20 protein-coding genes are annotated in these 22037 nt (G+C 69.5%); 10 read left to right on the top strand and 10 right to left on the bottom strand.

Annotated elements, in window-relative coordinates; all coding sequences use genetic code 11:
• Position 1: 1 nt before the first annotated feature.
• The gene (locus KY661_RS10405) at positions 2-3229 is read right to left on the bottom strand and encodes a TonB-dependent receptor (RefSeq protein ID WP_225410049.1); all 3228 of its coding nucleotides are present in this window, start codon (positions 3227-3229) and stop codon (positions 2-4) included.
• A 245-nt stretch (positions 3230-3474) separates the two neighbouring features.
• Between KY661_RS10405 and KY661_RS10400 the strand changes: the two genes are divergently transcribed.
• The 5 genes from KY661_RS10400 to KY661_RS10380 all read left to right on the top strand — a co-directional run bounded on the left by KY661_RS10400 (position 3475) and on the right by KY661_RS10380 (position 6660).
• Positions 3475-4227, top strand: coding sequence for an energy transducer TonB (locus KY661_RS10400; protein WP_075004588.1), 753 nt, complete (start codon positions 3475-3477; stop codon positions 4225-4227).
• Between the two features lie 76 nt (positions 4228-4303).
• Positions 4304-4981 carry a MotA/TolQ/ExbB proton channel family protein gene (locus KY661_RS10395; protein WP_075004587.1) on the top strand — a complete coding sequence of 226 codons (678 nt, stop codon included), beginning with the start codon at positions 4304-4306 and terminating at the stop codon, positions 4979-4981.
• Positions 4982-5069: 88 nt separating this feature from the next.
• Positions 5070-5483, top strand: coding sequence for an ExbD/TolR family protein (locus KY661_RS10390; RefSeq protein WP_075004586.1), 414 nt, complete (start codon positions 5070-5072; stop codon positions 5481-5483).
• Positions 5484-5485: 2 nt separating this feature from the next.
• The gene (locus tag KY661_RS10385) at positions 5486-5989 is read left to right on the top strand and encodes an ExbD/TolR family protein (protein ID WP_075004585.1); all 504 of its coding nucleotides are present in this window, start codon (positions 5486-5488) and stop codon (positions 5987-5989) included.
• A 47-nt stretch (positions 5990-6036) separates the two neighbouring features.
• A complete protein-coding gene (locus tag KY661_RS10380; RefSeq protein ID WP_225410048.1) occupies positions 6037-6660 on the top strand; it encodes a DUF2378 family protein in 624 nt (207 codons plus the stop codon).
• On the opposite strand, the gene KY661_RS10375 is transcribed toward KY661_RS10380, so the two are convergent.
• The gene (locus KY661_RS10375; RefSeq protein ID WP_075004583.1) at positions 6561-7211 is read right to left on the bottom strand and encodes a hypothetical protein; all 651 of its coding nucleotides are present in this window, start codon (positions 7209-7211) and stop codon (positions 6561-6563) included. The two genes, KY661_RS10380 and KY661_RS10375, sit on opposite strands and share 100 nt — an antisense overlap.
• A 160-nt stretch (positions 7212-7371) precedes the next feature.
• Between KY661_RS10375 and KY661_RS10370 the strand changes: the two genes are divergently transcribed.
• The gene (locus tag KY661_RS10370) at positions 7372-8973 is read left to right on the top strand and encodes a YifB family Mg chelatase-like AAA ATPase (RefSeq protein ID WP_317987247.1); all 1602 of its coding nucleotides are present in this window, start codon (positions 7372-7374) and stop codon (positions 8971-8973) included.
• Positions 8974-8983: 10 nt separating this feature from the next.
• Here the strand turns inward: KY661_RS10370 and KY661_RS10365 are convergent, their stop codons facing one another.
• A complete protein-coding gene (locus KY661_RS10365; protein WP_225410046.1) occupies positions 8984-10309 on the bottom strand; it encodes an NAD(P)/FAD-dependent oxidoreductase in 1326 nt (441 codons plus the stop codon).
• A 180-nt stretch (positions 10310-10489) separates the two neighbouring features.
• Here KY661_RS10365 and KY661_RS10360 point away from each other — a divergent pair, with 180 nt between their 5' ends.
• Together KY661_RS10360 and recA are read left to right on the top strand one after the other, a co-directional pair.
• Positions 10490-11287, top strand: coding sequence for a lysophospholipid acyltransferase family protein (locus tag KY661_RS10360; protein WP_225410045.1), 798 nt, complete (start codon positions 10490-10492; stop codon positions 11285-11287).
• A gap of 186 nt (positions 11288-11473) precedes the next feature.
• Positions 11474-12505 (top strand): recombinase RecA, encoded by a 1032-nt coding sequence (recA, locus tag KY661_RS10355; protein WP_225410044.1) that lies wholly within the window; start codon positions 11474-11476, stop codon positions 12503-12505.
• On the opposite strand, the gene KY661_RS10350 is transcribed toward recA, so the two are convergent.
• The 4 genes from KY661_RS10350 to pssA are packed head-to-tail and all read right to left on the bottom strand — an operon-like array spanning position 12502 to position 16610.
• Positions 12502-12999, bottom strand: a complete 498-nt coding sequence (locus KY661_RS10350) for a DUF1285 domain-containing protein (protein WP_225410043.1) — start codon at positions 12997-12999, stop codon at positions 12502-12504. The genes recA and KY661_RS10350 overlap by 4 nt on opposite strands.
• Before the next feature lie 54 nt (positions 13000-13053).
• Positions 13054-14427 carry a hypothetical protein gene (locus KY661_RS10345; protein WP_225410042.1) on the bottom strand — a complete coding sequence of 458 codons (1374 nt, stop codon included), beginning with the start codon at positions 14425-14427 and terminating at the stop codon, positions 13054-13056.
• Entirely contained in the window at positions 14424-15689 is a 1266-nt protein-coding gene (locus KY661_RS10340; RefSeq protein ID WP_225410041.1) for a CinA family nicotinamide mononucleotide deamidase-related protein, read from the bottom strand. Before KY661_RS10340 ends, KY661_RS10345 begins: the two co-directional genes overlap by 4 nt.
• 60 nt (positions 15690-15749) lie before the next feature.
• Positions 15750-16610 (bottom strand): CDP-diacylglycerol--serine O-phosphatidyltransferase, encoded by an 861-nt coding sequence (gene pssA / locus KY661_RS10335; RefSeq protein WP_075004578.1) that lies wholly within the window; start codon positions 16608-16610, stop codon positions 15750-15752.
• A gap of 83 nt (positions 16611-16693) precedes the next feature.
• On the opposite strand from pssA, the gene KY661_RS10330 reads away from it, so the two are divergent.
• Positions 16694-17827, top strand: coding sequence for an alpha/beta fold hydrolase (locus KY661_RS10330; RefSeq protein WP_225410040.1), 1134 nt, complete (start codon positions 16694-16696; stop codon positions 17825-17827).
• A gap of 17 nt (positions 17828-17844) precedes the next feature.
• On the opposite strand, the gene KY661_RS10325 is transcribed toward KY661_RS10330, so the two are convergent.
• Entirely contained in the window at positions 17845-19311 is a 1467-nt protein-coding gene (locus KY661_RS10325) for a DUF1565 domain-containing protein (RefSeq protein WP_225410039.1), read from the bottom strand.
• A 307-nt stretch (positions 19312-19618) separates the two neighbouring features.
• On the opposite strand from KY661_RS10325, the gene KY661_RS10320 reads away from it, so the two are divergent.
• Complete coding sequence (locus tag KY661_RS10320) at positions 19619-19888, top strand: HU family DNA-binding protein (protein WP_002610473.1); 270 nt, start codon at positions 19619-19621, stop codon at positions 19886-19888.
• Between the two features lie 57 nt (positions 19889-19945).
• Here the strand turns inward: KY661_RS10320 and KY661_RS10315 are convergent, their stop codons facing one another.
• Complete coding sequence (locus KY661_RS10315) at positions 19946-20923, bottom strand: M23 family metallopeptidase (protein ID WP_225410038.1); 978 nt, start codon at positions 20921-20923, stop codon at positions 19946-19948.
• Between the two features lie 32 nt (positions 20924-20955).
• Complete coding sequence (ltaE, locus tag KY661_RS10310) at positions 20956-21981, bottom strand: low-specificity L-threonine aldolase (RefSeq protein WP_225410037.1); 1026 nt, start codon at positions 21979-21981, stop codon at positions 20956-20958.
• Between the last annotated feature and the right edge of the window lie 56 nt (positions 21982-22037).

The raw sequence follows: 22037 nt of genomic DNA, 5'->3' as shown, positions 1-22037 counted from the left end.
TCTAGAAGGTGTAACGGACGCCGAACCGGAACTGGCGGGGCGACTGGTACGTGCGCCCATTCCCGAAGTTGGGGTTCACCTCGCCCTCGGTGAGGTACACGGGGTTCGCCGCATCCTCGGCGCTGTCGCCCGTGTTGATCTGCACCTTGGTGGGCAGGTCCGCGCGCGTACCGCCCTTGACCGGGTAGACGCTGGAGAGCGTGTAGGTCTCGTCCACCGTGCTCACCGTCTGGAAGTTGAAGAGGTTGAACACGTCCATGGTGAACGACACCACGTTGTCCTTGTTGATCCGGTAGTTCAACCCGATGTTGGTGTCGATGATGTTGGTCCACGGGGTCCGGCCGCCGGAACCACGCGGCAGAACGAAGGACTCATCCTCGAGGTAGGAGGGGTGAGCGCCCAGGTAGTTGATGGGCGTACCCGAGTTGCCGCGGTAGGACAGACCGATGTTGCTCGAGATCGCGTTGGTGAAGTTGATCTCCTTGGCACCGAACAGCTTCACGGAGTGCGTGCGGTCGAAGGGCAGCAGACCCGTACGGTTCTCCAGCAGCTCGATCAGGTCGAAGTCCGCGGTGATGTTCGGGTCGAGCTGACCGGTCTCCGGACGGAACAGGCCGGGGTAGTTGCCGTACAGCCGGGACCAGGTGTAGCTGGCCTGGGCCAGCCAGCCGCCCGCGAAGTTGCGGTTCAGGTAGAGGGTGACGGCGTCGTAGTCACGCTGCGCCTTGGGGAACTCCTGGGCAAAGCCCTCGCCCGGGTTGCCGAGGAAGTACGTGGCGCCGTTGTCGCGGCTCATGTCCTCCAGGACGTTGCCCACGTTGCGGTGCGTGTAGGTAGCACCAAAGCGGGTGTTCGAGACGACCTCGTACTCGCCGCCCACCACGTACTCGTTGGCGGACTGCGGCTTGAGGTCCGGGTCGATGGGCGTCGGCTCCGTCTTGCCACCGCCGTAGAGGCGGCTCGGGTTGCGGTTCGTCTCCGCGCTGCCCGCCAGGTAGGCCGGGTCGGCGCAGCCGGTCCGCTGGCCTTCCAGCGTGCTCGGGTCACACCCATTCGTCCCACCCGCCGTCGTGGGGGCCACACGGTAGGCGGTGACCTGACGCTCAGGCGGGAACTGACGGTCCGCCAGGTTGAGCGGAACCTGCTCGTAGTAGCGCGCGTAGTTGAAGAAGAACTTCATGCGGCCGTTGGCCAGGGGGTCCACGATGGCACCCAGGCGGGGCGACCACTGGTTGGGCAGCACCATCGCCAGGTCCCCGTCCGAACCGTACACCTGCTGCACGTCGTAGCGGAGGCCGAGGTTGAGCGTCACGCGGCTGGCGATGGTCCAGCTGTCCTGCAGGAAGCCACCGATCGTGTTGCTGCTCACGTCGGACTGGAGGAACGGCAGCACCTCGGCGCTGTCCGGCCGGGTCTGGATGCCGAAGCGGCGGGCATCAATCCAGCCGTACGTGCCCGGAGCGATCGCCGTCCCCGTGCGCGGGTCGATGCGGCCACCCAGGTTCGTCTCGTTGAAGTACACGCCGCCGCTGTAGGACTTCTTCTGGCTGTAGGAGAGCAGCTCGACGTCCAGGCCCGCCTTGAACACGTGGCTGCCCAGCGCGTTGAGCAGGTAGGTCGCCTTGGCGTTGGCCTGGTAGCGGTTCAGCGAGCCGTCGGTCAGGAGGTTCGGGCCGCCCACGCGGTAGGTGTTCACCGGGCAGATGACCGGATCCGTGCTGTCCGCCGGATCGCACACGGCCGCGGTGGCACCCAGGTTCTCGAAGTACGCCAGCGAACGGCGCTTCTGGTAGTCCACGGCCGAGTAGCCGGCCAGGCCGCTGCCGTAGATGTCACCCACCTCGCTGCCGTCCACCGGCAGGGTGGACGCGACCTGGTGGAACCAGCCCGCGTTCACGTCGAGGAGCAGCTTCTTGTCATTGAAGGAGCCGGAGTACTTCAGGCCCACGGACGTGGCACCCGAGGTGATCTCGCGCAGACCGATGTCATTGGGATTGATCGTCTGGGCAGCCGGCAGGCCACCGCTCTGGGGATTGATGGTCAGCTTGCCCCGGCCACCCGTGCTCGCGGGGGTGCCGTTCACGGACAGCGCCACGTTGTGGTCCTGGTTGATGAGGTACGTCAGCTTGCCCAGGTACTGGATGCTGCGGGAGTCCGCGAAGTACGTCCGCTCGGCGCCCTCGATGGGCAGCACGCGCTGGTCGCCGTTCTCGTCCAGCAGCGGGTTGCCGGCCTCGTCGAACTGGAAGTAGTTGACGCCGCGGGTGTGGGTGTAGCGGGTGAAGGACGGGGTGACACCGGCGAAGAACCACAGCTTGTCCTTGATGATCGGGCCGCCGAGGGTGGCGCCGAAGTCACCGAGGTTCTTCAGCTGGTTGTTGCCGGTGATGACGGAGCCCGCGTTCAGGGCGACGGTGCGCGTGCCCTCCAGGGAGCCCGGGGTCCAGTTGCCGAACACGCTGCCGTGGAACTCGTTCGAGCCCGAGCGGGTCACCGCGTTGATGACGCCGCCCGTGGCGCGGCCGAACTCCGGCAGGTAACCACCGGTGACGACGTTCACGTCCTGCACGAACTCGACGCTCAGCGCGCTGCCGTTGATGCCGAAGGCCGGGTCGTTGGTGGACAGGCCGTCCACCACGAAGCCGTTCTCAGGAGAGGACGCGCCGCCGACGGACACGCCGTACTGGTCGTTCTGCGCGCCGGGGGCGAGCTCCGCCAAGCTGTCGAACGAGCGCGCCGCGCCGCCCTTGCCGCCGGGGCGGTTCACGGCGATGCGCCGGACGAACTCCTGGTCCACGTTCACGCCCTGCGTGGTGCTGCCGATGTCGATCGTCGGCGGGGTACCCGCCACCTCGATGACTTCGGTGAAGGCCTCGGGCAGCAGCTCCACGTTCACGCGGATCGTGCGGTTGAGGCGCAGCTGGATGTCCGAGCGGGCGAAAGGCTTGAAGCCCTGCGTGTCAAAGCGCAGGGTGTAAACGCCCGGCGGCAGCTGGGGAATACGGTACTCGCCCCGGGAGTCAGTAACCACGGTCTGCTCACCCTGAAGGTTGGGCGACGTCGCGGTCACGACGACATCCGCCAGGGAAGCCCTGTTCGCGGACGGGTCGGCGTTGACGACCGTACCGATGATGACGCTACTCGACGACTGCGCCAGGGCCGCTGAGCCAAACAACAGGCCAGCAAGCAGCACAACTCCGGTTTCCCGGAGCACTCGGGTCAATCTCATGCTGGAACCCCTCCAAGGTGGGCCAATGCAAGGAAAAATGGTCGCCGAAAATACTTGAGGTCGCCAAGTTGTCAACCAATGGTTGCTTTTTTGGGACCTACGGGATTGGTACGCCCGCGTCAGTCAAGTCCTGATCGCCGCTTGCTTGAACCCGGACTGCATTTCTGTATGGTAGCACGCCTTTGATCAGGCGAAGCGGCCGGGAATCTCCTGGGGTCGCGCCGGTAACTGAGGAGTGATCGCGAATGTTCGACTCTGTCCTTGACCGCGGAGCCGGCCCCAGAGGCCGGTTCGGCACCGGAGCCGTGGTCTCCGTGGTGCTGCACGTGGTCCTCTTCGCCGTGGCGATCTACCTGTCCACCCGGCCGCCGCCGCTCGAAGAGAAGGAAGTAGAGGTCACCTTCAAGGCCGCGATGGCCCCGCCGCCTCCCCCTCCCCCGCCGCCTCCCCCTCCCGCGGCCTCCAAGCCCAAGACGACGCCCAAGAAGCCCGTCAAGAAGCCGGACACCATCGTCCAGCCGAAGGAGATTCCGCAGGAGAAGCCGCCCGAGCAGGAGCCCGTGGAGGAGCCGCCCGCGCCCGAGGAGCCGACCGAGGAGGCCGTCGAAGGCGGCGTCGAAGGCGGCGTGGCCGGTGGCGTGGTGGGCGGTGTCGTCGGTGGCGTGCTGGGCGGCGTGCTCGGTGGCCAGGTGGGCGGTACCGGGACGGACGTGCTGCCGTTCGGCGCGGGCATGACGCGGCCCGAGAAGATCGGGGGTCCCTCCCCGCAGTACACGCGTGAGGCGCTGGAGGCCCGCGTCCAAGGTCTGATGATCGTCAAGTGCGTCATCACCACCGAGGGCAAGGTCGAGAAGTGCCGCATCATCAAGCCCCTGCCCCACATGGAGCAGTCGGTCCTGGACGCCCTGTATGCCCAGCGCTACAAGCCGGTGACCTTCCAGGGCCGCCCCGTCCAGGTCGACTACACCTTCAACATCAAGCTCTCGCTGCCGCGCTAGCGCCTCAGGCCGCGGCTTCATTCCTTGCCGTCAGCTGTCCTTTCCCTCGCGCTCGAGGAGGAGCGCTCCTACAACCATGCAATTCACTCTTGCGGATATCTGGGCGCACACGGGCCTCTTCGCCCGTTTCATCATCTTCACCCTGGCCTTCATGTCGGTCGCATCCCTGGTCGTCATGGCCGAGCGCATCTTCGTCTTCCGTAAGACGCGCTCGGACTCGCGCAATTTCGCCGCGAAGATGGGAGCCATCCTCGCCAAGGGTGACCTGACCGCGGCGGCCAACACCAACCTGGGCAAGGACGTGGGCCACCTGGGCCGCGTCATCAACTCGGGCCTGACGGCGTACAAGATCAGCCCCAGCAACAAGGACGTGGCCGTGGAGTCCGTGGCGCGCGCCCTGGAGCGCCAGGCGCAGCGCGAGGTGCAGAGCCTCAAGCGCGGCCTGGGTGTGCTGGCCACCGTGGGCTCGACGGCGCCGTTCGTCGGTCTGCTCGGCACCACGATGGGTATCGTGAACGCCTTCCAGCTCATGGCGGAGGCGGGCTCGGGCGGTCTGGGTACCATCTCGGCCGGTATCGCCGAGGCGCTCATCACCACGGCGTTCGGCCTGCTGGTGGCCATCCCCGCCGTGATGGCCTACAACTTCCTCCAGGGCTGGGTGGATGCGCGCTCGGTGGACATCTCCGAGTCTTCCAACGAGTTCCTGGACGTGGTGGCCCGGCAGCTGACCGGCGGCGCCTCTTCCCACTCCTGATCCAAGGGCCGTGTACCGGCAGGCCCGCCTCGTCTGACGGCGGGCCCCCTTCTTTCCAGCTCCCTCGCCGGGAGCCCCAGGTGTATTCATGGGAATGTCAGCAGGCTCCAACAAGGGGATCAAGAACGAGATCAACGTCACGCCCCTGGTGGACGTGGTGCTCGTGCTCCTCATCATCTTCATGGTCATCACGCCCATGCTTCAGCGGGGCAAGTCCGTGACGCTGCCCAAGGCGCAGAACACCGAGAAGGACAAGACGGACTCGGATCCGCTGATCCTGTCCGTCACGCCGGACAAGAAGACGTTCCTGGAGAACGACGAGTTCGACGCGGCGGGGCTGGAGACCAAGCTGCGCGAGGAACTCGGCAAGACGCCCGGCCGGAAGATCCTCCTCAAGGGTGACAACACGCTGGATGTCGGCGACGTGCGCCGGGTGATGGACATCGCGCGCAAGGCGCAGGCCAAGAGCATCGCGCTCGGCGTCGAGGAGCTGAAGGAATAGCCATGGCCGCACACAAGCAACGGCAGTGGGTCAAGCCGCAGAGCGCCCCCAACTCGGACATCAACGTCACCCCGCTGGTGGACGTGGTGCTCGTGCTCCTCATCATCTTCATGGTGGTGACGCCCCTGCTCGAGAAGGACATCGAGGTGCGGGTGCCGGAGACCGAGGTGGAGAACACGCCTCCCCCCGAGAACCCGGACCAGCTCGTGGTGCAGCTCGACGAGACGGGGAAGATCAAGATCAACGCCGAGCAGATGGCGAGCCCGGACGACTACGTCACCCGGCTCAAGCGCATGCTCGCCGCCAAGCCCAAGGAGGAGCGCATCGTCTTCTTCATGGCGACGGACAAGACGAACTACGGCTCGCTCGTCGCCGCGCTGGATGGCGCCAAGGCCGCCGGCGCCTTCGTGCTGGGCATGGCGACGGAAGACCTGCCTCAGGGCGCCGTGGTCCCCGGCGCTGACGGTGCGGTGCCCGAGGCGCCTCCCGCGCCCCCTGCTCCGTAGGACAGTCCGTTCCCATTCCGGGGCTCGTCGGCTACAGTGGCCTTCACATGGCCGACGAGCTCCTGATCTTCGAGCAGACCATCGAAGCGCTCTTTCTCCGGGCGCTCGCCGGACGCATGAAGCCCGACTGCAAGGCCCGCCTGCGGGAAGCCGGCCTGGACGTCGACCAGAAGCTCAAACCCGCCTACGCGTTCCAGTCCTGGATGACGTTCCTCCGCATCGCCACGGAGGAGCTGTACGCGGACCTGCCCGTGGACGAGGGCGCCTTCAAGCTCGGGGAGCTCTACATCGAGGGCTTCCGGGAGACGATGCTCGGGCGGGCCGTGCTGTCACTGCTGCGCGTGCTGGGCCCCCGGCGGGCCCTGGGCCGTGCGACGCAGAGCTTCCGCGCGGGCAACAACTACACCGAGTCCCGGCTCACCGAGCTGGGCGCCTCCCAGTTCGAGCTGTGGATGAACGAGGTGGGCGCCCTGCCCTCCTTCACCGCCGGCATCATCCACGCCGGGCTGCGCGTGGCGGGCGCGCAGAACATCCGCGTCGAGCCCATGGACCATGATGGCCATGGCTGCACCTACCGGATCAGCTGGAAGGAGGCCTCGGTCTCCTCCTCCGTGCTGGGCAGCGGCGACTCGAAGGCCTCCAAGAGGGCCGGGTCCATCAACTCCCTGTAGATGCGCTCCGTCAGCAGCCCCGTCACCATCCAGATGGGCAGGATGTAGAGCGACGTCATGCCCCAGAGAATGGCCCCCGCGTCCGCGTAGTACCAGATGCGATAGCCCGTCAGTCCGTGCAGCAGCATCCCGCTCACGCCCTCGAAGAGCAGGATGATGACGCCGTACACGGCGGCCCGCACCAGCAGGTGCTGGCGCACCAGCCGCCGGAAGGCCGGCTCGATGAAGTAGAGCGACGCGATGCCGTAGACGGCGAACATCCACAGCGAGCACTGGCCGTAGGCGGCGATGGCGGGCGTGTCCCAGATGTCATTGAGCGGGAGCCGCTCGTCCACCTGCCAGCGGAAGCGCACCAGCGCCTCCAGCAGCGGCACGTTCCGGGCGATGCGGACGAAGTTGTAGAAGAAGATCTCCGCGAAGATGCCCACCATCCCGTAGAGCCAGAAGCGGAAGACGGCATAGGAGCGCTTGACCCGCTGCGCCCGGAGCCGATCCGCGCGGCGGATGCGAAAGCGGCCTGACGCGGTTTCTTGAGGCGACGTGTCGTTCATGAGGGGCGAAAGCCTAACCAACCCCCCTGCGCTTTGCCCGCCCCCGTCCCGCCGCTGGACGCCCCCATCCCCCACCGTGGACGGCGGAAGCAGGTTTCCCTACGCAGAGGGATTGGTACGCGGGTTGCTGCTGGGCCTCGTCAGCAACCCGGAGGTGGTGATGCTGGCGAGGGTGAGGTCCGGCGCGTTGATGGGCATCGACGCGGTGGTGGTGGAGTGTGAAGTGGATATGGCGCTGGGGCTTCCCTACTTCAACGTCGTAGGCCTCCCGGAAGGGGCCGTGCGCGAATCGAAGGTGCGGGTCATCTCGGCCTTGAAGAACACGGGCTTCGAGCTTCCCCAGAAGCGCATCACCGTGAACCTGGCCCCCGCCGACATCCGCAAGGAGGGCGCGGCGTTCGAGCTGCCCATCGCCCTGGGCGTGCTGGCAGCGGCCCGGCTCATGGAGGAGGAGCCCCTGGGGCGCTACCTCTTTGGGGGCGAGCTGTCGCTGGATGGGTGGGTGAAGCCCATCAAGGGCGTCCTTCCGCTGGCGGTGGCCGCGCGAAACGGGGGCTTCGAGGGGGTCATGGTGCCCCTGGCCAACGCGGCCGAGGCGGCCCTCATGGAGGGCATCCAGGTGCTCCCGGTACGCCACCTGCGCGAGGCCGTCGAGCACCTCACCGGCGCCCGCCCCCTCACCCCCTACGCACGCCAGGCGGCCTCCCGGGAAGCCTCCCGGAGCCCTCCGCCCCTCGACATGGCGGATGTGCGCGGGCAGCCCGACGTGAAGCTGGCGCTCGAGCTGGCCGCGGCCGGGGGCCACAACGTCATCATGTGCGGCCCTCCAGGCTCGGGGAAGACCATGCTCGCCCGGCGGCTGCCCAGCATCCTGCCCACGATGACCTTCACCGAGGCGCTGGAGGTGACAAAGATTTACTCGGTCCTGGGGCTGCTGGGCGAAGACCAGGCCCTGATGCGGGAGCGCCCCTTCCGGGCGCCTCACCACACCATCTCCGACGCGGGGCTCGTCGGCGGGGGCCCGGCGGCCCGGCCCGGGGAACTGTCCCTGGGGCACCACGGGGTGCTGTTCCTCGACGAGCTGCCGGAGTTCCGCAAGAACGTGCTGGAGGTGCTGCGCCAGCCCATGGAGGAAGGCTTCATCCACCTGGCCCGGGCCAGCCAGAACGTCACCTACCCCTGCCGGGTGATGCTGGTGGCGGCGATGAACCCCTGCCCCTGTGGCTACTTCAACGTGCCGGGCCGCACCTGCACCTGCGCCGAGCACCGCGTCTTCGACTACCACGCCCGGGTGAGTGGGCCCTTGCTGGACCGCATCGACATCACCTTGCAGACCCGGCCCGTGGAGTACCACCAGATCGCCCGGGCCCACGGCGACGAGCCCCCGAGCACGTACTACCGGCAGCGGGTGGAAGCCGCCCGGGACCGGCAACGCGCCCGGTTCCAGGGGGAGCCGGGCATCCACTGCAATGCCCAGATGCCGCCCCGGCTCCTGCGCGAGCACTGCGTCCTGAGCGCCCGGGCCGAGCGCATGCTGGAGCTCGCCGTGCGCCACCACGGCCTGTCCGCCCGCGCCCACGACCGCATCCTCAAGCTCGCCCTCACCCGGGCCGACCTGGAGGGCCATGCCCGCATCGAGGACGTGGACATTCAGCTCGCCATCGACTGCCGCATCCTCGATCGCCGGGGGTGGCTGCACGCCAACACGCACGGCGCCCTGCCGGGACGCCGGGAGCCCTTCCCCCGGCCCGGCAAGCCCTGAGCCCCCGGCGTCAGGATGCGCCCGGACGCGGCGCAGCCTCCACGCGCGGTGCCTGCCCGGGGCCCGTGCTCCCCGCGAGCGCGCCGGACCGGGCGGGGGCCTGGGGCAGCAGGGGGATGACGCCCGTGATGATGCGCGCCGAGCGGCGGAACGCCAGGTACGAGTAGGCCCAGTTCAGCAGCACGGCCACCCTGCTTCGGAAGCCGATGAGGAACAGCACGTGGATGAACAGCCAGGCGAGCCACGCGGGGTAGCCCGACATCTGGAAGCGCGCCATGGCGATCCCCACGGCCGCGCCCCGGCCAATGACGGAGAACGTGCCCCGGTCATTGTAGCGGAACGGCTTCATCGGCTTGCCCTGGAGCTGGCGCAGGATGTTGCTCGCCGCGTGCTTTCCCTGCTGCATCGCCGCCGGCGCCACCCCGGGAATGGGGTGTCCGTCCTGCTGAAGCGAGGCGAGATCCCCGATGACGAAGACGTCCTTGCGGCCGGGAAGGGTCAGCTCCGGCGAGACCGGCACCCGGCCCGCGCGATCCAGCTCCACGCCCAGGGACCGGGCCAGCGGGGAGGCCGCGACCCCCGCGGCCCAGAGCTTCGTCCGGCACGGGATGTGCTCGTCTCCCACGAAGACGCCGGTTTCATCGATGCGGGTGACCCGGGCCCCCGCGCGTACCTCGACGCCCAGCCGCTCCAGCGACTGCCTTGCCCGCTGCGCGAGCGGCTCGGGATAGGTCGGCAGTAGGTGATGATTTCCCTCCACGAGGATGATCCGGGCCTGCGTGGGATCGATGTTCTGGAAGTCGCGCACCAGGGCATGGCGGCTGATCTCCGCCAAGGCCCCTGCCAGCTCGACCCCCGTGGGCCCTCCCCCGGCGATGACGAAGGTCAACAGCTGCCGGCGCAGCTCCGGGTCCGGCTCGCGCTCGGCCAGCTCGAAGGCCAGCAGGACCTGCTTGCGGATCTCCAGGGCGTCCTCGATGGTCTTCAGGCCCGGCGCATGCGCGGCCCACGCGTTGTTGCCGAAGTAGGAGTGGGTGGCCCCCGTGGCGACGATGAGCGAGTCGTACTTCAGCTCGCCATCCGCGAGAATCACGCGCTTGCCCTCGACATCCACGCGCGTGGCCTCCGCGAGCAGCACGGCAATGCGGTGGCGGCCCAGCAAGCCTCGCAGCGGCGAGGCGATGTCGCTCGGGCTGAGCGTCGCGGTGGCGACCTGGTACAGCAGCGGCTGGAACAGGTGGTGGTTGTGGCGGTCCACGAGCGTCACGCGCACCGGGGCCCGCTTCAGCCGCAGGGCCGCGTGGAGCCCGCCAAAACCTCCGCCTAGGATGACCACATGATGCCGGGTGTCCGTTGGGTCGCTCACAGCCAGAGCAGTCCGTCCCTCTTCACGCGAAGTCAACCCTCTTGTGGCGCCCTTGCCCGTTGACGGAGTCCAGCTCCGCCTGATTGACCGTGACGTGACAGAAGGCTGCTTCCCCAGCGGCGCCGGGGCGCCCAAGAGGCTTTGCTGGACATGATGTGGCTCTACCCGCTGCTCAACGTGCTGCAACTCATCTTCCTGGTCCTCTGGGGGGTGTTCTGGATCAGCCTCTCGGGCATCCTGATGGTGCTGACCCTCAACGGCAACGTGCCGTTGATGATGGCGCGGCGCCTCTGGGCCCCCATGCACTGGCGCATCGCTGGCGCCCACATGCACGTCGAGCCCCTGCCGGACATCGACTGGAGCCAGCCCCACATCTTCCTGATGAACCACCAGTCCGCGATGGACATCCCCTGCGCGTTCGCGGCCCTGCCTGTGAACATCCGGTTCATCGCCAAGCACGTGCTCCAGTACGTGCCCTTCCTCGGCTGGTACATGGCGATGACGGGGATGATCTTCATCAACCGCTCGAACCGCCGCAAAGCGATGCAGAGCTTGAAGCAGGCCGGTGCGCGCATCCGCGCGGGCAAGAGCATCCTCGCTTTCCCCGAGGGCACCCGCTCCACGGATGGGCTCATCCTTCCCTTCAAGAAGGGCCCCTTCGTGCTCGCCCTCGAAGCCCAGGTGCCCATCGTCCCCGTGGCCATCGAGGGCTCTGGCCGCGCTCTGCCCACCGGCGGCATCAACCTGCGCCGCCACGACATCCGCGTGAAGGTGGGAACGCCCATCGAGACCCGGGGGCTCACCGGGGCTGACCGCGACGCCCTGCTGCTCCGGACCCGCGATGCCCTCATCCAACTGCACCGGGAGATTGGCGGCCCGGGCGCCGTGGACGAAGCCATTGCCCGGCAAGGCCACGAGGGCCGCTCGACGCCCTCCCCTCCGGTGTGAGCGCTCGCGCGGGCCCCCCGTCCACGATGCGGGACGGGCGGCTCGTTTCTGGACCCTCCTGCCGCACGCCTCCGAGCGGAAGCCCTCCGGCACGGTCATTGCTCCTGCCCCCGCACGATGCCCCCGTGGACGCGAAGCGCCCGGGCGCAGCACCCAGGCCCCGTGAAGGGCGGCGTTGGAGCAACCATGAACAAGGTGACGGAGAAGCTGAAGGCAGTGGCGGCGGCGGTGGCGGCAATCGAGAAGCAGTTCGGCAAGGGGGCGGTGATGGCGCTGGGCGGCGAGGCGCAGGAGCAGAAGGTCGCGGTCATCCCGTCAGGCTCGGTGAGCCTGGACCGGGCCCTGGGGGTGGGGGGCTATCCGCGCGGCCGGGTGGTGGAGCTGTTCGGCAATGAGTCCTCCGGCAAGACGAGCCTGAGCCTGCACGCCATCGCGCAGGTGCAAGCCTCGGGCGGGGTGGCGGCCTTCATCGACGCCGAGCACGCGCTGGACGTCAATTACGCCCGCAAGCTGGGGGTGCGCGTGGAGGAGCTGCTCATCTCCCAGCCCGACACCGGCGAGCAGGCGCTGGAAATCACCGAGCAGCTCGTGCGCTCCGGGGCGGTGGACCTCATCGTGGTGGACTCGGTGGCCGCGCTGGTGCCCCGCGCGGAAATCGAGGGGGAGATGGGCGATGCGCACATGGGCGTGCAGGCCCGGCTGATGAGCCAGGCCCTGCGCAAGCTCACGGGCGCGGTGAGCCGCTCGGGCACCTGCATCCTCTTCATCAACCAGATCCGCATGAAGATCGGCGTCATGTTCGGCAACCCGGAGACGACCACGGGCGGCAACGCACTGAAGTTCTACTCCTCGGTGCGGCTGGAGATCCGCCGCACGGGCAACCTCAAGGAGGGCGAGAGCATCATCGGCACGCGGGCGCGCGTGAAGGTGGTGAAGAACAAGCTGGCGCCGCCCTTCCAGGAGGCGGAGTTCGACTTGCTGTACGGCGTGGGCATCCACCGCGCGGGCGAGGTGCTGGACCTGGGCGTGCAGCTGGGCCTCATCGAGAAGTCCGGCAGCCACTTCAGCCTGCGCGGGGAGCGGATTGGCCAGGGCCGGGAGCGCGCCACGGACTGGCTGCGCGAACGGCCCCAGGTCCTGGAGGCGCTGGCCGCCGAACTGGCGGGGAGCGCGCCCGCCCTGGCCGCCCTGCCCGACGCGGCCGAGGCGGTGGCCTAAGCCGGGGGCGCGTCCAGCGAGACGGCCAGGCGGCGCTGGCCCGCCCGGAGGAAGAGGCGGCCGTCCTCCCCTTCCTCCAGCAGTTCGCCCAGCTGGTACTGGGCGTCGCGGGAGAAGCGGGCCAGGGCCCGGGCGCCCTTCACCCGGCAGCGGAAGACGCCATCAGTCCCCAGCGTCAGCGTGGCGGGCTCCAGGGCCTCGGCGGTGCGGTCACTCAAGCGGACGGAGACGCGCTCGTCCTCCGTCACGTCCACCGTGCGCACCTCGTAGGCAGCCTCCTCGACCTGGACGTAGCACCAGTCCTTGCCGATGCGCAGCTGGTAGCGCCCCTCGTCATCGAGCACGAGCGAGGTGTTGAAGAGCTCGATGATCTTCGGGTGCTCCACGGGCTTGTCGTCGTGCCACCAGCGAAGGGCCGCATCGAGGCGGATACCGCTGTCCTCGCGCGTGTGCCAACGCTGGCCGGGAGGGGGCTGGCCGGTGGGAGGTTGCATGAGGCTCCTTATGTGCGCGGGGACATGGGTGGACGCAAGCCCACGTGCCCCCGGCTACCAGTTCCGGACAAGCTCCGTGTAGCCCCGGAAGGCCACGGCCCCCCAGAAGTTCACCAGGACGCCGAGCGCCACGGCCGCCAGCACCGCCCGGTGGCGCAGGGACCAGCCGCCCACGGCGAACAGCACCAGCAGGTAGGGCGTGTAGTCCAGGCTGAACCGGAAGCCGAACTGCATGTAGCCGGTGTTCTGGTAGAAGAGCCCGGGCAGCGCGCACACCGCCACGGTGAGCCACAGGGGCAGATGCAGCCGGGGGCGGCTCTTCGGGATGACCAGGAAGACGAGCAGCGGCAACGTGAGCAGCAGCGTCAGCCCATGCGGGTCGTACCCCAGCCGGAGCGGGTTCCACGACACCTGGGGCAGCTTGAAGAAGGCGGCCTCCAGGTTCCGCCCCAGGTAGGCGAGGTTGAACAGCCCGTGCCGGTCGATGTCGAGGTTGACGCGGTTGTTGTAGAGGAACGCGTGGCCGAACTCCCCCAGGCGGCCGAAGCGGTAGAGGTTGTAGGCCGCCGCGAGGCTGGCGAGCGGCGCGGCCCCCAGGGCGAAGAGGCCCAGCTTCCGGGCCGCGGGCTTCCAGTTCCGGGCGAGGGCCCGAAGCTGCTCGCGCCGGTCTGGCCCAGGGCACAGCGCCTCCAGGACGAAGAAGAGGCCCGCGAAGAGCAGCGGCGTGCGCGTGAGCGTGGCCATGGAGAAGAACAGGCCCGCGAGCACCGGGCGGTTCGCCCCCACCGCGTTGCGCACGTAGAGGCAGGTGAGCGCCACCCCCATCACCTCCGCGCTGAACCACACCTCGCCCCGGATGGCGCAGTAAAAGAACAGCGTGCCGAAGCCGAGGAGGAGCGCCAGCGCGAGGTTCTCGTGCGGGCTCCGCGAGGACTCTCCGCGCCGCGACAGGAAGCGCAGCAGGACGTAGAAGCTCACCAGGGCCAGCGCCCCGGTGAAGACGCCGAACGAGGTGTCGTTGAACTGGTAGCCATGCAGCGCCACGAACGGGAGCATCACCACCGCCGGAAACGACGGGAAGCTCACGTACCAGCGGTCCCCGGGCAACAGCCGCCCCTCACACCGGACCTTCTTCCCCTCCCTCACGCGCACGCAGGCCCAGTCCTCCAGGTTGGGCAGCACCTCTGGATCCACGTCCAGCCGTCCCTCCAGCCACGACTGGGCCTGATAGACGAAGTGCGGGGCCGCGCTCTGGCGCAGGAAGCGCTGCGAGCTGAAGCTCGCCAGCACCGCGAAGCCCACCAGCAAGAGCAGGGCCTCCGTCTTGTAGGCCGCCCACCAGCGCCTCGGGCCACCGGGCGAGGGCGGTGATTCGGCTCCAGGCGGCAAGGGGGCCTCAGGTGGCTCCAGGGAGGGCTTGCCGCTCATCCCGCGGTGCCTCCCGACAGCAGGGCCTGGCGCAGCAGCTCCAGGGCCGAGGACGCGGCGAAGAGGCGCACCCGGTCCCGGTCTCCGGACAACGCGTAGCGCTCGCACCGCGTGGGGTGCCCCTGCCGGGCGAGCGCGCAGTAGACGGTGCCCACCGGATCCTCGGCCGTGCCGCCCGTGGGCCCCGCATAGCCCGTCACCGAGAGGCCGTAGGTGCTGCCGCAGGCCGCGCGCACCCCTTCCGCCATGGCTTCCGCCGTCTGCCGCGACACGGCGGTGTGGCGCTCCAGCACCTCCGCGGGCACGCCCACCCACGCCTGCTTCATCTTCTCCGAGTAGGACACCGCGCCCCCGATGAAGAAGGCGCTCGCCCCGGAGACCTCGGTGAGCTGCTGGGCGATGAGCCCTCCCGTGCAGCTCTCCGCCGTGGCCAGCGTCGCCCCCGCCTGCGTCAACAGCCGGGCGAGCACCTGCGTGTACTCCTCCCCGTCCACGCCGAAGAGGGCACTGCCGAGCAGCGCGCGGCAGGCGGACTCGGCGGAGGCGAGCGCCGCGTCCGCCTCGGCCTGCGAGGAGGCGGTGGCCATCAGCTTGACGTGGTTCTCCGGCGCATGGGTCCGGAAGCCGAACACCACCTGGGGATGCAGGGGATGCAGCGGGGCCACCCGGGCATCGAGCTGGGACTCGGGCACCCCCACCGTGCGCAGCAGCCGGAAGGCGCGGTACGCGCGCCCAGGCTCCTGCGCCAGGAGGGCCCGGATGCGCGGCAGCACTTCGCCCTCCGCCAGCGCCCGGTACTCCCGAGGCACCCCGGGCACGAAGAACAGCTGGCACCGCCCTAGCCGGAGGATGACCATGGGGGCGGAGCCCGCGGGGTTGCGGACCACCTCGGCCCCCTGGGGAATCCGCGCCATGCGCCGGGCGCTGGGCGAGAGCGTCAGCCCCCGGCCCCGGTAGCGCTCCTCAAGCCACGCCAGGACCCGGGCATCTTCCACCAGCGGCACGCCCGCGGCCGCCGCCGCGCACTCCAGGGTGAAGTCGTCCGACGTGGGGCCCAGGCCCCCCGAGACGAGCACCACATCCGCGCGCAGGGCGGTCTCCAGCAGGGCATGGGTGATGTCCGGGTGGACGTCTCCCACGAGGTGCACCCGCTCCACCTTTACCCCCAGCTCGAAGAGCCGGGCCTCGAACCAGGGGCTGTTGGTGTCGGTGATCAGCCCGGTAACGAGTTCATCACCGGTACACAGCAGCTCGACGTGCATGGGGCGGGCATCCTAGCGGCACCGCCCGGCCCCCGCATCCAAACTCCCGCGTGGGGCGGCTTACAGGAAGCCGTTCCGGCCCTCGGGGCTGCCCTCCTCCTCGTCCTCGTCCTCCTCGTCCTCCTCCTCGTCGAGCACGACGGCCGCGGCGCCCACGGCGCCCGCCCCCACCTTGCGCGCGGAGAACCGGCGGCGCACCAGGAAGGCGGACTCGATCAGGCCCATGGCCAGGTACGCGGAGGAGAAGGCCACCAGCACATACGCCGGGTGCGCGCGGGTGGCGATGACGGAGCCGGCCACCGCCACGAGCATCAGCACGAGCGCCGACTTCTTGGACAGGCGCAGGTCCTTGAAGGTGCGGTAGCGCACCGTGGAGACCATCAACAGGGCCAGGGCCAGCACCGCCGCCGCGACGGGGCCCTGCACCGAGGGGCTCACCTCGCCGCCCCGGACCGCGTGGTGCGCGATGATGAGGGACACAAGCCCGCCGGCCGCCAGCGGGATGGGCAGGCCCACGAAGAAGTTGCCCCCGCCGCCGTGCGGGTTGCGCGCGGCGAGCACGTTGAAGCGCGCCAGCCGCAGGGCGCCGCAGGCCGCGAAGGTGAAGGAGATGAACAGGCCCAGGAAGCCCAGCGGCGCGAGCGCCCACTTGTACACCAGCAGGGCAGGCGCGGCCCCGAAGGAGACCACGTCTGCCAGGCTGTCGAGCTGCACCCCGAAGTCGCTCTGCGTCTTCGTCAGCCGGGCAACACGCCCATCGCACCCGTCAAAGAACATGGCGAAGAGGATCGCCAATGCGGCTTGATAGAGGTGCACGGGCGTCGCCTCGCCCGTGCACAGGGTGATGGCGTAGAAGCCGCAAAAGATGGAGGTAACGGTGAAGAGGTTCGGCAGTACGAACATCAACTTCCGCAACTTCATCGTGTCCTCGCTTTTCGGATTCCCGTGCACGGCGGGATGAACGAACCATAGCAAGTTTTTATTGCTCCGACGGAGGGACTGGGATGCATCCGGAAGTTTGGGCGCTCTGGGGAGCAGTCATCGTCCTGCTCCTCATCCTGGGCAACGTCCTGTGGGTCCTGGGCGTCCGACGGTTGTACCGTCCCCGTACAGTACCACCACAATTGCGGCGGGTCCGCTGCCAGGATGGCTGGGAGATTGCCGTCCATGTCCGCCGGGCCCCGGTGCGGCGCTTCCAGGAGCCCGTCCTTTTGTGCCACGGACTGTCCGCCAACCGATTCACGTTCGATTTCGCCCCGCCCTACTCCGTGGCCCACTACCTGGCGGAGGCGGGCTTCGACTGCTTCAGCGTGGAGTGGCGCGGCACGGCCGGCTCGCGGCGCCCCCCGCACGGGCGGCGGTACACGGACTTCACCGTGGATGACCACATCCTCCAGGATGGCCCCGCGCTGCTGGAGTTCGCCCTGGCCGAGACGGGCGCCCCCAAGGCCTTCTGGCTGGGCCACTCGCTGGGCGGATTGGTGGGGTACGGGGTGGCGCAGGGCACTCACGGACCCAAGCTCGCGGGCCTGATGGCGCTGGGGGCCCCGGTCTTCCTCCAGTCCGGCCCGCTGCTGCGCGCCCTGGTGGGAATTGGAGTCCGCGCGGCCTGGCCCGCCCGCTTCCGGCAGGAATGGATGAGCGCCACGATGGCCCCCTTCCTGGGCTACGTCACCCTGCCCCTGTCGGACCTGCTCGTGAACACGAAGCACATGCCGCCCACGATCCAGCGGCAGGTCTACGCCAACATGATGTCGTCGATGAGCCGCAAGGTGCTCCTCCAGTTCAAGGACTGGATCGAACACGACACCTTCCGCTCGTACGATCACTCCGTGGACTGGCGCGCGGGCCTGTCCCGCCTCACCCAGCCCATGCTCATCATGGGGGGCAGCAGCGACCGGCTGGCCACCCCGGAGAACATCCGCAAGCAGTACGAGCTGCTCACCTGCAGCGACCGCACGCTCCACGTGTTCGGCCGCGACCGGGGGGACAAGATGGACTACGGGCACGGCGATCTCATCTTCGGCACGGGCGCCCCGCTGGAGGTGTACCCCCTCATCGGCACGTGGTTGCAGGCCCACGCCACCCCCCTGCCCTCGCCCGTCGAGCAGACCGCGCCCGCCACCCTTCCGGCCTGAGGCCAGACGGCCCGCGTTCAGCGGGGAGGGCGCGGGGGCGCTTGCCCTCCGTCCGGGGCCTCGCGCTCGACGCACGGGGCCTCAATGCCGCGGAGATCCGCCGACCGCACGCCCTGGAGCCGCACCCGGGACGTTCCACCGCACTCGGCCCCCACGAGCCCCTCGGCCAGCCCGCTCGCGGCGAGCCTCTCCACCTGGAGCTGCCCATCGCGCAGCACCGCCAGCGCGGGGCCCTCCGTGTCATGGATTTCGATGTCCGTGGCCCGAAGGACGCTCAGGCTCTCCACCAGCAGGCCCGCCTGCTGGCACCCATTGAAGCGAGCGTCCCGCACCCCGGCCACCGTGCCTTGCGCCACCAGCACGCCCACGCCTTTCGCGTCACGGACCTCCAGCCCCTCCACCTCGGCCTTCCCCCCGCGCAGGTGCAGCCCGTCCCCCGAGAAGCCATCGGACGAGCGCACCCGGGTGATGCGGCCCTTCGAGGCCCGCAGGGCCCCCCGGACGGCCACCACGCCATAGGCGTCCACGTTCTCCACCTGGAAGCCCTGAAGCGTCAGGTCCGAGTCCACGAGCTGCACCCCACCGAAGCTCCCGCTCTCGCGCACCTGGATGTCCTGAAGGCTCCCCGTGCTCCGCGTCAGCCCCAGCCCCGCCCGCTGCGCGCGCACTGAGGTGAAGCCACGGACCTCGAGCGCGGCGCCATAGGTGGCCAGGCCATACTCGTGGCCGGCCACCTTCACCTCGGAGATGACGAGGGCGCCGCCCCGCACCAGCAGGCCGGGCCCCTTGCCCCCCTCCACCGTCACCCGGTGAAGCCGGCCCTGGCCTCCCTCCTGGTCCAGCGCCACCTTCGCACCGGCGAAGCGAACATCCTCCAGCACCACCGTCCCGCCTTCCCGGACGTGCACGCCGCGCTGCCAGGCCCCGGTGAAGGCACTGCCCCGCACCTCCGCAACGGAGGCGCCCTCCACGGCAAGGCCCACCGCCTCCGCGCCGCCCGCCTCGAACCGTGCCCCCTGCACCCCGAGCAAGCCGGCCCGCAGCCAGACCGCGCCCTCCTGCTGCCCCTGGAAGGCCACCTCCTCCACCCGAAGTCCGGCCAGGGCCTCCACGCCCCAGGCGCCCCCCTGGAGCGTCATCCGCGCCACCGTCCCCCCGCCCGGGGCGCTCACCACCGGCCCGCCCCCCGCCCCCCGCAGCACCGTGCCCGGCCCCTCCCCCACGAGGTGTCCCCCCGGGGGCAGCAGGACCGGCCCCGCGTACACGCCGGACGCGACGTACACGGTAGGCAAGGGCCGCACGGCCAGTGCCTCGGCGAGCGTCTGGAAGGGCCTCGCCCGGGAGCCATCCCCCGCCCCCCTCTGTGCGGCATTCACCCACACCCCGGACACCGGGGCCGGGAGGGCCTGAGGAGGCGCGGCGGGGGTGGGGGCCCGGCAGGCCACCAGGCACAGCAGCGCGAGGACGGGGAGGCGCGGGCTCATCGGGTTCGCCATTCTATCCTCACGGGGCCGCCGCGATCAGAATCCGCATGCAAGTGATCGAAACAACAAAGGAATTCCTCTCCAATCGATCACAATCCCTCTCAAATGCAGAACCGGACTGGGTAAGCGAGTGGAAGTCCTTTCACGCGCATTCCTTCTGTAAGCCGTGTGTTTCATCCGTCAACATTTCTCGGGGACCGATTTTCCGGCCCGGGCGCTGCTCCATCATTGACAGGGAAAAGAGCGATTTGTTACCACCGCCACGGGTTTCCGATTCAACGCCAGACAACCCCGGACGGAGGGGCGAATGACCAAGGCAGAGCTCGTGGAGGTGGTGGCAGCGCAGTCGCGGCTGACGAAGAAGTCGGCGGCGGAGATCCTCGACATCGTCTTCAGCAACATCGGCAAGGCGGTAAAGCGGGACGCGCGCTTCAGCTACCCCGGCTTCGGGACCTGGTCGGTGCGTTCGCGCAAAGCGCGGAAGATCCGCAACCCGCAGACCAACGAGATGATGAAGCTGAAGGCCTCGAAGACCATCGGCTTCCGTCCCGCCAAGGAGCTGAAGAACTCCCTGTAGGGTTGGGCGGCGGTTTACCCTGGGCGTCGTCCTCTCTGGACGGCGCCCTTCGTGTTTCTAGCGCTGGGAGACGGGGATGCCCCCCGCCACGGCCTCGTCGGAGGAGCCGAGCCCGTCGAGCGGGTCCATCGGCTGCCCGTCCTCCCACAGCTCGAAGTGCAGGTGCACGCCGGTGGCCAGCCCCGTGTCCCCCGCGAGCCCCAGCACGTCGCCCCGCTCCAGGATTTCGCCGGGCTCCACCAGCACGCGCGACAGGTGGCTGTAGCGGGTGACGACGCGCTCCGCGTGCTGCACCTCCACCTGGTAGCCGTGGGCGCCATTCCAGCCGGCCCGTAGCACCACGCCCGGCGCCGCGGCGGCGATGCCCTGCCCCCGCCGGGCCGCGAGGTCCACGCCCAGGTGGTCCCTCACCTCTCCCTTGATGGGGTGGACGCGCTCGCCGAAGTGGCTCGTCACGGAGACGGGGTAAATGGGCCAGGCGAGGCGCGGTGCCTGACGCGTGGATTTCACCAGCAGCCCCCGCACCTCCGTCATGCGCACGGCGAGCAGCGACACCCGGCCCATCACCGCCTCGGCGAGCTCCGGCGGGATGTCCCCGTAGGCGCGCGCATCCTCTTCCAGCTCCGCCTCCAGCGTCACCCGGGCCCGGACGATGTCCAGGGAGGACGTCTTCGCCGCGGGCCGTTCGAGGAACGCATCGAGCGCGGCGGCGATCTGCTGCCAGTTGTTCACCTGGGAGGCCGTCATCGGACTGCCGCGCTCCACCTGGGTGCGGTACGCCCGGGACTGGTTGACGAAGAAGGCCAGCGCGGCCTCCAGCTCCTGGGACTTGCGCGCGGAGGGCAGCTCCGCGCCGGGCGCCGCGAGCACCCGCTTGGGCCTGCGCACGGGCACAGGCAGGGAGAAGTCCTCTTCCGGAGCGGGCGGCGAGGCGGAGCCAAAGGCCTCTTCAAAGCTGACCTTGTCCGCGCGCTGGGTGGCGCAGGCGGACAGGGCAAGACACACAAGGGCGGCGAGGGTGGCAAGGCGGGACAAGACCCGCCGAGCCTACCACGGCCTCCCCAGCCTCACGATTCCAGGGTCCGGCGGAAGCGGGAGAGCGCCTCGTCGATGTCGGCGGACGACACATCCAGGTGGCACACCAGCCGCACGGTGTGCGGCCCCGTGGCGTTGACGAGGAGCCCCTGCGCCGCCAGCCGCGACACCATCTCCCCGGAGGGCCGGGCGAACTCCACCAGCAGGATGTTGGTCTCCACCCGGGCCAGGTTCACCTTCACGCCCGGCAGCTCCGCCAGCCCCGACGCCAGACGGCGCGTGTGGGCATGGTCCTCCGCGAGCCGCTTCACCTGGTGCTCCAGCGCGTACAGGGCCGCGGCGGCCAGGATGCCTGCCTGCCGCATGCCCCCGCCCAGCCGCTTGCGCAGCCGCCGGGCTTCCTGGATGAGCGCCGCCGAGCCCACCAGCGCCGAGCCCACCGGGGCGCCCAGCCCCTTGGAGAAGCACACGGAGGTGGTGTCCGTCAGCTTCGCCCAGGCGGACGCCGGGGTGCCCGCGGCCACCTCCGCGTTGAACAGGCGCGCCCCGTCCAGGTGCACGGCCAGGCCCGCGCGGCGGCCCGCCTCCACCACCGCCTGGAAGCGCTCCAGGGGCCACACCGTCCCACCGGCCCGGTTGTGGGTGTTCTCCAGCGACAGCAGCCGCGAGCGGGGCGCGTGGATGCCCTCCGGGCGAACCGCCGCCGTCACCTGCTCCGGGGACAGCAAGCCGTCCTCGCTGGGCAGGGGCTGGGGCTGGATGCCCCACAGCGCGGACACCGCGCCGCCCTCGTACTGGAGGATGTGGCTGCCTGCCTCGGTGATGACCTCGTCTCCCGGCCGGCAGTGCAGCCCCATGGCGATCTGGTTGGACTGGGTGCCCGAGGGGACGAACATGGCCGCCTCCAAGCCCAGCCGCCCGGCCACCTGCTCCTCGAGCCGGTTCACCGTGGGGTCCTCGCCGTAGACGTCATCCCCCACCTCGGCGTCGAGCATGGCGCGGCGCATGCCCGCCGTCGGCCGAGTCACGGTGTCGGAGCGAAAGTCGATCGGTTTCATGGTTTTCTACCTACCTGATGGGTGGGAGCCCTCTTCTGGGACGAGGGCGTTTATGC

Origin of the sequence: Allostigmatella hybrida (genome assembly GCF_020103775.1) — a bacterium.
In the GTDB taxonomy this organism is placed as follows: domain Bacteria; phylum Myxococcota; class Myxococcia; order Myxococcales; family Myxococcaceae; genus Hyalangium; species Hyalangium aurantiaca.
This window is presented reverse-complemented; position numbering and strand designations above follow the sequence as displayed.

Excerpts from the sequence above, each read along its gene's own strand:
- KY661_RS10405 (WP_225410049.1), bottom strand. The coding sequence starts at position 3,229 with ATGAGATTGACCCGAGTGCTCCGGGAAACCGGAGTTGTGCTGCTTGCT.
- KY661_RS10400 (WP_075004588.1), top strand. The coding sequence starts at position 3,475 with ATGTTCGACTCTGTCCTTGACCGCGGAGCCGGCCCCAGAGGCCGGTTC.
- KY661_RS10395 (WP_075004587.1), top strand. The coding sequence starts at position 4,304 with ATGCAATTCACTCTTGCGGATATCTGGGCGCACACGGGCCTCTTCGCC.
- KY661_RS10390 (WP_075004586.1), top strand. The coding sequence starts at position 5,070 with ATGGGAATGTCAGCAGGCTCCAACAAGGGGATCAAGAACGAGATCAAC.
- KY661_RS10385 (WP_075004585.1), top strand. The coding sequence starts at position 5,486 with ATGGCCGCACACAAGCAACGGCAGTGGGTCAAGCCGCAGAGCGCCCCC.
- KY661_RS10380 (WP_225410048.1), top strand. The coding sequence starts at position 6,037 with ATGGCCGACGAGCTCCTGATCTTCGAGCAGACCATCGAAGCGCTCTTT.
- KY661_RS10375 (WP_075004583.1), bottom strand. The coding sequence starts at position 7,211 with ATGAACGACACGTCGCCTCAAGAAACCGCGTCAGGCCGCTTTCGCATC.
- KY661_RS10370 (WP_317987247.1), top strand. The coding sequence starts at position 7,372 with ATGCTGGCGAGGGTGAGGTCCGGCGCGTTGATGGGCATCGACGCGGTG.
- KY661_RS10360 (WP_225410045.1), top strand. The coding sequence starts at position 10,490 with ATGATGTGGCTCTACCCGCTGCTCAACGTGCTGCAACTCATCTTCCTG.
- recA (WP_225410044.1), top strand. The coding sequence starts at position 11,474 with ATGAACAAGGTGACGGAGAAGCTGAAGGCAGTGGCGGCGGCGGTGGCG.
- KY661_RS10350 (WP_225410043.1), bottom strand. The coding sequence starts at position 12,999 with ATGCAACCTCCCACCGGCCAGCCCCCTCCCGGCCAGCGTTGGCACACG.
- KY661_RS10345 (WP_225410042.1), bottom strand. The coding sequence starts at position 14,427 with ATGAGCGGCAAGCCCTCCCTGGAGCCACCTGAGGCCCCCTTGCCGCCT.
- KY661_RS10340 (WP_225410041.1), bottom strand. The coding sequence starts at position 15,689 with ATGCACGTCGAGCTGCTGTGTACCGGTGATGAACTCGTTACCGGGCTG.
- pssA (WP_075004578.1), bottom strand. The coding sequence starts at position 16,610 with ATGAAGTTGCGGAAGTTGATGTTCGTACTGCCGAACCTCTTCACCGTT.
- KY661_RS10330 (WP_225410040.1), top strand. The coding sequence starts at position 16,694 with ATGCATCCGGAAGTTTGGGCGCTCTGGGGAGCAGTCATCGTCCTGCTC.
- KY661_RS10325 (WP_225410039.1), bottom strand. The coding sequence starts at position 19,311 with ATGAGCCCGCGCCTCCCCGTCCTCGCGCTGCTGTGCCTGGTGGCCTGC.
- KY661_RS10320 (WP_002610473.1), top strand. The coding sequence starts at position 19,619 with ATGACCAAGGCAGAGCTCGTGGAGGTGGTGGCAGCGCAGTCGCGGCTG.
- ltaE (WP_225410037.1), bottom strand. The coding sequence starts at position 21,981 with ATGAAACCGATCGACTTTCGCTCCGACACCGTGACTCGGCCGACGGCG.